Source organism: Dethiosulfovibrio faecalis, from assembly GCF_021568795.1.
In the GTDB taxonomy this organism is placed as follows: domain Bacteria; phylum Synergistota; class Synergistia; order Synergistales; family Dethiosulfovibrionaceae; genus Dethiosulfovibrio; species Dethiosulfovibrio faecalis.
In genome coordinates, this window is the sequence record NZ_JAKGUE010000031.1 from 1 (window position 1) to 6,416 (window position 6,416).

The 6,416-nt window shown below is 44.6% G+C and carries 4 protein-coding genes; all 4 read right to left on the reverse strand.

Going from position 1 to position 6,416, the window contains the following annotated elements; all coding sequences use genetic code 11:
* Nucleotides 1-37: 37 nt before the first annotated feature.
* From L2W58_RS12910 to L2W58_RS12925, 4 genes are read right to left on the reverse strand one after another with little or no spacing between them, the layout of a single operon-like run.
* Nucleotides 38-766, reverse strand: coding sequence for a M48 family metallopeptidase (locus tag L2W58_RS12910; RefSeq protein WP_236103826.1), 729 nt, complete (start codon nt 764-766; stop codon nt 38-40).
* Nucleotides 763-3,963, reverse strand: a complete 3,201-nt coding sequence (locus L2W58_RS12915) for a type I restriction endonuclease subunit R (protein WP_255700556.1) — start codon at nt 3,961-3,963, stop codon at nt 763-765. The genes L2W58_RS12910 and L2W58_RS12915 overlap by 4 nt, the downstream gene beginning before the upstream one ends.
* On the reverse strand, nt 3,960-4,703 hold the full coding sequence (locus tag L2W58_RS12920; RefSeq protein WP_236103824.1) for a Fic family protein: 744 nt from the start codon (nt 4,701-4,703) through the stop codon (nt 3,960-3,962). Before L2W58_RS12920 ends, L2W58_RS12915 begins: the two co-directional genes overlap by 4 nt.
* Nucleotides 4,704-4,759: 56 nt before the next feature.
* Nucleotides 4,760-6,286, reverse strand: a complete 1,527-nt coding sequence (locus L2W58_RS12925; RefSeq protein WP_236103825.1) for an ATP-binding protein — start codon at nt 6,284-6,286, stop codon at nt 4,760-4,762.
* Between the last annotated feature and the right edge of the window lie 130 nt (nt 6,287-6,416).

Here is a 6,416-nt window from a genome sequence, read left to right on the forward strand (position 1 = left end):
GACAGTCTCAGAACCGCGGGGCCTGTACGTTTCGCAATCACACCGTAGTAAGTTCAAGCCTGTGTTTTATTTTCTCCCATCCTGGAACGAGAGAATCGAGAAGACTATAAAACTCCGGGCTATGATCATGATATTTTAGGTGACAGAGCTCGTGCATAACTACATAGTCGATGCATTCCTTAGGAGCCCTTATCAAATCCGAATTAAGAGTCATCGTTCCCTTAACAGAAAGACTGCCCCATCTTTTTTTCATTTTCCTAATAGAAAGCTTGGGTTTTTCAACCGCTAACCCCCTGAAGTTAGCCCAACATCGATCCAAGCTCTCAACAAACTGGATCTGCGCTTTTTCCGAGTACCATTGATTCAAAAGTCTTTTGACGACACTCGGGGTAGGTTCACCGATACAAGTGACATTAAAAAAACCACGAGACAATTTAACAGAACTCCCCACCCCTGTGCTCAGCTTTAAGCGATATTGCTTACCAAGGTAAAGATGGGTTTCGCCGTTCACATAACATCGCTCTGGCGTCCTGGGGTTAAACTGCTTAAAATAACTCATCTGTCTTAAGATCCAACTAGCCCGATTTATTATTTTCTTCTCTATCAACGTAATATCAGACTGGATAGGCACCTTAACTACGACGGTGCTATCAGGGTGAACGGCAATTTCCATCGTTTTTCTATCACAATACAGCAACCTAAAATTTATGTTTTTCTGACCGTAAACAACCGAACGTTTATCGCTATTAGATAAACCCTCCATCATCGAGAGCACCTGTGTTTTGCCACCTGCAACACCTTCTCGATAATATCGTCCATCTGATCAAGCGACAACTCGACCCCTCTTCTTGTCTTAAGTTCATCGTATAAGTAATCGTCGATATCGTTGACAGCCTGTTTCTGAGCGTCTTCGTCATCCCAAAAGTTAACCTTACCGTGTTTTTCTAAAATACCCTGAATAGCGATCGCCGTATCAGCGGAATTGGATTCGAGGCTATTCTCCTCTAACCCGTGTTCTTCAAGAAAGGGCTTAATCACACCAAAATAAGCCATGGCATCCTCATTGCCCAGAAGCCTGTCTGGAACATCGTCATGAACTTTGCCGACGATCTTGTTACGTATATCCACAACGTTGTTAAGATAATCCAGATCGGAGATCCTCTTAGCCCTAAAATCTTCAATCGCCTGTTGGATCAGCTTTGAGAATTTCTCATAAAATGCTGGATCTTCGTCCATCTTTTCGGTGATAACTTTCTTCGTGGCGTGTGCAATCGCATCAGCCTTTGAAGCAGTGGTTTTCTTGCCTTGATTGACGCCCCGATCCTCCTTGACCTGATCAAACATTTTATCGTCAAAGATATTGACAGGTTCATTCAACTGGACAACCTCGTTGGCTTGAATGTGGGTATCCAGCAGTTTTTTGATCTTTGGCTCGTAATCCCTATAGTCGATGGCCTCCGCATAACGGAGTTTGACAGACGCTTTGAGCGACTGAAACTTCCGAAGGTCTCCCTTGTACCGGGACAAGGTTTTCTCATCGGTTTCTGAGAGGAACTTTTCGGAAGATAGGGCAATACCGAGGGTTTTGCCAAACTCCGAAAGACGACTGTAAAACTCCTCTCGGAGCTCGTCATCGGCAAGCAACACCTCGTAAGCCTCTTCGTCGCAAGAATGCTTAACGGTTTTGAATATATCCCAAAGATCGGAATACAGCCCCGGTAGTCTTTTTATTTCGCCGTTGATGGATGACAGGGTACCAAGAAGATCGGATTCATCGAAACCCTCGAAAGCGCTGTACATCGTAAGCGCTTTATCCAGTTCACCGAGGACGCTCGCATAATCGACGATAAAACCGAACTCCTTGCCCTCATGGATACGGTTGACCCTTGAAATTGCCTGAAGCAGCGTATGCTCTTTTAGTACCCTGCACAGATAGAGAACGGCGTTTCGTGGAGCATCAAAGCCGGTCAGAAGCTTATCGACGACGATAAGGATTTCGGGATCATCGCCGTGCTTAAACTGGTTTATAAGCTGCTTAGAGTATTCTTCTTCACTTCCATAACGCTTCATCATCTTTTGCCAGAATCTTACGATGTCGTCCGTTGGCTCATCATCGGTCTCTTCGTAGCCGTCACGCATATCCGGCGGCGAAATAACGACATCGGAGCTAACTATTCCGATCTCATTCAGATACGAGTTGTACTTAAGGGCAGAGGCCTTATTCGGAGCTACCAACTGGGCTTTGAATCCCGTTCCCTGCCAGTTGGAACGAAAGTGTTCGCTGATATCAAAGGCCCTCATGTATATGACCTGATCCGCCTTGTTCAACATCTCTGCTCGTGAGTATTTCCGCTTAAGATCCGCTTGCTGCTCCTTGGTCAAACCCTTAGTATGCCTCTCAAACCACAGGTCCACAGCCTCTTTATTCTGTGTCATCTCCACATGGCGACCTTCATAAAGAAGGGGGACAACTGCGCCATCCTCGACGGCCTGTGTAATTGAATAATGGGGCTCCACCAGTTCACCAAATTTAGTAAAGCTATTCTTCTCCTTCTTCAAAAGAGGGGTTCCTGTGAACCCTAAATAACAGGCGTTGGGAAACATCTGTCTCATTCGGGCGGAAAAAGAACCAAATTGAGTACGGTGGCTCTCGTCCACAAGGATGAAAATATCGCTCGAATTATCCTGAAACTTCTTCAGTCCATAGGCTTTGTCGAATTTATGGATGAGGGTTGTGATAATTGCAGACCTCTTTTCGGAGACAAGTTCCAACAGATTCCTGCCCGACGTCGCCCGATTTGCTTCGAGACCACAGGCCGCAAAAGTATTGCCCAACTGCTTATCCAGATCATCACGGTCCGTGACAAGGACAATTCGGGGATTCAAAATTTCTGGATCTAAGGCCAGATTTCGGGCCAGCATAACCATGGTCAAAGATTTCCCCGATCCCTGGGTGTGCCAGATCACACCGCCCTTTCGAGAACCGGAGCTGTCAAAGTGTTTTACCCGATTCAGAGTTGATTTGATGACAAGATACTGCTGATATCTTGCGATTTTTTTGAGACCACCGTCGAAGACCGTAAACTTCCAAGCCAATTCTAAGAGCCTTTCCGGACGACAAAGGGAGAACAAAGACCTATCCTGCTCGGTTACCAGCCTGTTATCCTTAAACGATTCCGACCTAACGCCAAAGACAGAGCCAATCCTAGCCGCGACATCCTCCGCAAGGGATTTATTCACAAAGACCGCAAGTTTTTCAAACTCACGCTCTCCATCGTTCATCTGGGGCTCTTTCCACACACCCCAGAATTTCGCAGCGGTTCCTATCGTGGCGTACATGGCGCTGTTCTTATTCAGAGCCAACACCATTTGACTGTAGATAAAGAGTTTTGGGATATAATCATCGTTCTGATTTCTGATAGACTGGGAGACAGCCTGCTCCACATCCACCTGAGGAGACTTACACTCAATCACGCAAAAAGGTATTCCGTTGACAAAGAGGACTATATCCGGCCTAGCGGTTTCGGTTGACCTTGAACGCTCGACACTGTACTCCACCGTAACGTGAAACCTGTTGCGTCTGGCGTTTCGCCAGTCTATATAGTTAAGGTTGAAGCTCTTTGAGTCACCCTCGATGGTCTGTTCCAGAGCCGTACCCAAGGTGATCAGGTCGTAAATGGCTTCGTTAGTCTTCAGCAATCCGTCATATTTGACGTTTTTCAGCTTCTGGATCGCCGATTGAACATTCTCCTCGCTGAAGAGGTATTCATTCCCTTTATAGCGAATGCGGTTTATCTCTTTAAGCTGGCTACGCAGAATGTTTTCCAGAATGACATTGGATGTTCTATCCTGCCTTTCACGAAGGGCCTCTGTCGGCGTCAAAAACTCAAATCCCATGGCGATCAGAAGCCGCAAGGCGGGAATTTGAGAAAGGTGTTTTTCGTTTGTCAAAAAGCTATTCATAAGGTCACTCTCAATACGTGCCAGTATGGTTTAAACCCCGACTCCACGATAGTCGAGACAAGCCTCAAAAAAGGCTCGTAATTATTTTTTGTATGGGCCAGATCCAAGGCCTCGTAGTACTCCAACCGCCTTTCCACAGGCAGGACAACCGGAGGGAAACCACTCTTCATCAACTCCAGGTTCATGAGCAGCCTTGACGTTCTGCCATTGCCGTCCACGAAAGGGTGGATTTTCACGAAATCGGCATGCACACGGGCGGACCGCTCCACTGGGTGAAGAGATGGGCCCTTGGCTCGATACCACCGGATAAAGCCCTGCATCTCACTTTCCACACAAAGGGCATCGGGGGGTACATGGTCGGCACCGGAGATAATAACGTTCGTCTTTCTGTAGACGCCGGCATTTTTATCGTCGATATTTTTCAGTATCAGTTGGTGAATCGACTTGATTTGCCATTCCGACAACGGTTCCCGCTTTTTTACCAGATCCTCCACAAAAAAGATGGCTTCTCTGTGGTTGATCGCTTCAAAGTGCTCCCGAATGGTTTTTCCGCCGACCGTTATCCCCTCCAAGGCCACTTTGGTCTCCTTCAGAGTGAGGGTATTTCCCTCTATGGCATTGGAATGGTAGGTCCACCGAAGGACTAGATCCTCGTGTAAATTGAAGACGATTTCCGGCGACAGTGGACGATAGGAATCAAGTTTTTGTTTGAGGGCGTCGAGGTTCGTAAAATCTATCATCTTTGGCGTCTCCTATTTTTAGCCACGGAAGGCATAGCTTAGCGCTAGAGGACACACTATACAGTTTTTTCCACAATAAAGGCTCGCATTTGACCTATTGAATCATGCAATTCAGAGACAGTAAATCTCGCATTTTGAGTATTTTCTGGGTGATGAATCTGATGTCGAACATACTCGCTTAAGGTTAAATTTTGCTCTTTGATTTTGCCCTTTTGCTCCTTTAGATATTTCCGAGTTGGTTTGCCGCTTTTGAATTCGATGAGCCAGTTTTCGCTTTCTATATAGCTATATAATTCATTATGGTAACCATCGTCAGATTCGTCAAAAGCAAGAAAATTAACTTCATTAAGCGATGGGTAAGGTAAATTGTTTTTTTCAACGCTTACAATATCTTTACGCTCAGTCCCTTTTATTAATTTTAAATGCTCGAAATCCAACATTTTAACAATCGCCGGACTATGGGTCGTCAAAATAATTTGGGAGTGGTCCGCTTTTGATAACTCAATAAAAGCATCGATAAGTTTTTTCTGATGCTCAGGATGTTGAGAAGTTTCGGGCTCTTCAATTGCGTAAATAATATCTGGAACATTCTTTTCGGATCTTCTTCGCTCAGCCTCAGCTCTGAAAAAATTAAGCAAGACAAGCCTCTTTACACCACTTCCTCGTTTATTAATCGGAATATCCTCATCGCTGGAAATGGAAACCCCACTAAAAATATTTGCCCATTTCAAATTTTCCGAAGAAGGTATGACTGGATTTAGAGTTTTTGCAATTTCCGGGTTCATCTCTTGTAATTTCTCCAGCGTTCTGTCCGCAACCTCTCTGAGCTTGGAAGTCACTTCTGTCGCAACTTCCTTGAGTGAGTCCTGTATACTTGATTCTTTCAATATCTCCTGTACCGCCATTTTCATAGGATCTTGTATTTCACTGTCTCCATCACTATTTCTTCGATCAGACTGGAATAGAGAATATAGAGGCATATAATTTTTTAACTGATCCCAAATTTTTTTAGCGTCTTCTTTAGCTACATCTATCTCACTTTTCTGAAGCTGAAGTTCGTCTACATAGTGCATCCATATGGCTTTACGCATAACAGCGTTTTTCTTTTGATCCTCGCAATGGATTTCCTCTCTTTTGATGATTGTCTGCAAGTCCTTCTGTTTTTTTAGAAGCAGCTCTGCACAAGCAGGGTTCGAAGGATGATTTGCTTTCACAAAGACTTTTTCTTTCCCCCCATTAGGATAAACCTTGACTATCTCCAGATTACCATCGCTGTTTAACAGATATTCACCTTGGAGTGTAGTTCCGTTTGTGCTGTCAATGACCAGGTTATCCGGCAAATCTTCAAAAACAACAGCAATACGGATATCCTTATTTCCCTCTGCAAGCTCTTGTTTGTTGACGTCTTCCTTGTCAAGCTTAATAATTCCTTTGCCTTCGTTAAAGAACAAGTCGAGAGCTTCCAGTATAGTGGATTTACCGACATCGTTCTTCCCAACAAACACAGTTAGATCATTAAAATCAGTGCATACTTCCTTATTATATCCTCGAAAATTTGATATTTTCACCTGTGATATTTTCATACTTTATGCCTCCTCATATTGAGCGATAAGTTATGGTGGACCCCATTGTCAAGACCATTTTTTAGCCTAGATTAGTTTAGGTCAGACTGCTATAGGTCTTCCTTTCCGAAGTAGATCTCCTGCGGTGTCC